This is a genomic window from Streptosporangium sp. NPDC003464 (assembly GCF_053588315.1).
On sequence record NZ_JBSFPS010000511.1, the window covers coordinates 1 to 2409 of the forward strand.

The 2409-nt window shown below is 73.8% G+C and carries 3 protein-coding genes; 1 reads left to right on the plus strand and 2 read right to left on the minus strand.

Annotated features, from left to right (window positions below; genetic code table 11):
* A partial coding sequence (locus tag ACWDS7_RS47910; protein WP_451934739.1) for a HAMP domain-containing sensor histidine kinase occupies nt 1-792 on the plus strand: 792 nt, incomplete at its 5' end.
* Between the two features lie 481 nt (nt 793-1273).
* Here ACWDS7_RS47910 and ACWDS7_RS47915 read toward each other — a convergent pair.
* Nucleotides 1274-1732: a PH domain-containing protein gene (locus ACWDS7_RS47915; RefSeq protein ID WP_451934740.1), complete on the minus strand. Its 459-nt coding sequence runs from the start codon at nt 1730-1732 to the stop codon at nt 1274-1276.
* A gap of 218 nt (nt 1733-1950) precedes the next feature.
* The coding region (gene ribH / locus ACWDS7_RS47920; protein ID WP_451934741.1) for a 6,7-dimethyl-8-ribityllumazine synthase at nt 1951-2409 on the minus strand (459 nt) is incomplete at its 5' end.

Consider the following 2409-nt stretch of genomic DNA (forward strand, 5'->3'; position numbering starts at 1 on the left):
GCCGACCGGCTCGCCCGCTCGCTGATCCAGCCGGTCGGGCAGGTCGCGGGGGTCTCCCGGCGGCTGGCCCGCGGCGACCTGGACGCGCGGGTGGACCCGGCCGGCCCGCCGGAGATCCGCGACGTCGGCACCGCCCTCAACCATCTGGCCACGCGCATCCGCGAGCTGCTCACCCGCGAGCGCGAGGCGGTCGCCGACCTGTCCCACCAGCTCCGCACCCCCGTCACGGCGCTGCGGCTGGAGGCCGAGACCCTGCGCGACAAGGACGAGGCGGCCCGGGTGGGAGAGGCCGTCGACACCCTCGAACGCATGGTCACCCAGGTCATCCGGGAGGCACGGCGGTTCCGCGGTGGCGTGGCCCGCTGCGACGCCACCACGGTGATCACCGACCGGGTCACCTTCTGGTCGGCGCTCGCCGAGGACCAGGACCGGCCGGTACGGCTGCGCATCCCCGGCACCCCGCTCCCCGTCGGGGTCAGCGCGCAGGACCTGGCGGCCTGCGCCGACCTGCTGCTGGAGAACGTGTTCGCCAACACTCCTGACGGCACGCCCTTCACCGTCGAGCTGGCGCCCGGGCCGGACGGGGGCGCGCTGCTGACGATCACCGACGAGGGGCCCGGGTTCTCCTACCCGGTGCCGGTCGACCGCGGGACGAGCGGCAGGTCCTCCACCGGCCTGGGCCTCGACATCGCCCGCCGTACGGCGGAGGGCTCCGGCGGCCGGATGCGGGCGGGCCCGTCCCCGTCGGGCGGGGCCGAGATCACCCTGGAGTTCGGCCCGGCGGCGTCCTGATGCCCCGCCACGTCCGCACGGCCCGCTCAGCGGCTTCTTAACGATTCGTTAGGGACGCCGCAGTGTTTCGCTATCCGGCGCCCTGGCAGCCTTGAGAGGTCATCGGGCTCCCGACATCGCGGGACGCCGAGGGGAGGGTCCACCGGATCCGGAAGACCCGGGCGGCCGGCGACGGTGACACGGCTGCTTCACGGAAGCCCTCCGAGCCGGTGGAGCGAGATCCGCGGCGCGGAGGGGCGGCAGCCCGGGAGAGGGCAACCAGGACGTCCACGACCAGGAGGACGGCAGTCAGAGCGGCGACAACGGAACCTATCTGTCGATTGAGATCACGTCGCGTGCGGCCGTGTCCCTCACCCCTGCGGGGTGGGGGCGCGGCCGTGTCCGCGGCGGCCGGATCCGCGGCGGGCCGGCCTCCGGCGGCGACGGGAGCCGGGGAGCGCCCCGCGGGCCCTCCGCCTGCCGCACTCGCCCGGATGGCGCCCTACCGGGTCTCCTCGGCCTCGCCGCGCTCGCGGATGAGCGCGGCGAACTCGCGCACCTGCCGCACGGTCCGGTCCTTCTCCGACCCCTGGAGCCCCACGGCCCCGATCGTCGCCCCGTCGGTGAAGTCGATCTTCGCCCAGGGCTCGTTCTGCACCAGCGTGACCCCCAGCACCTCCGGCCACTCGTAGCGGTGCACCCGCAGCGGGTTGACCACGGTGACACCCTGCTCGTCCGCCTCCACCCGGCAGCGCCCCAGCAGGTGCAGCAGCCCGGCGATCATCCCGCCGAGCACCACCATGGCGACCCTGTCGACCAGGGTGAACGGCGGCGGCAGGAAGATCGCCATCAGCAGTGCCCCAAGCACGATCACCGCCGCGAAGCCGTACGCCACGATCCGGCCCTTCTTCGGCCGCCACACAACGGGCAGCTCAGGCGGAGAGACGCTCTCGGGGCTCACTTGGAGATCACGATCCTTCGGGAAAATCGCCGGTCACAACCGGTGTGACTGCCGACACCGTGCCGAATGAAATTTACCGCACCACCCGGCCGGCCATGACTCCGCACAGGAAGGCCGGACATACCGCGTTTTCCGCCTTTTCCTCCTCCGCCGCGGAGCGTGACGGGCCGCACGCGGTGCGGCGGAGGAAGGGAAGGGCACGCCTGCGGCCCCGCCGGCTAGCCCCGGAGGTCCCTCAGCAGCAGGGCGGTCTCCAGCGCGGCCACGGTGGCCTCGTATCCCTTGTCCTCGTGGCTGCCCGGCAGCCCGGAGCGGTCGACGGCCTGGTCGAGGGACTCGCAGGTCAGCACACCGTTGCCGACCGGGGTCTCCTCGTCGAGGGAGACCCTGGTCAGCCCCGAGGTCACCGAGTCGCACACGTAGTCGAAGTGGGCGGTCTCCCCCCGGATCACGGCGCCCAGCGCGACGACCGCGTCGCACCGCCGGGCCAGGGCCTGGGCCACGACCGGGATCTCCAGGGTCCCGGCCACGCGCACCACGGTCACGGCGGCGCCGCTGTCCTCGCCGGCCTGTACGGCGCGGGCCGCTCCAGCGCGTGCACCCCCGCCATGCCCGACAGGTCCAGGAACAGCAGGACCGTCCCTCCCAGGGCGGCGTAGGCCAGCAGCGGCACGGTC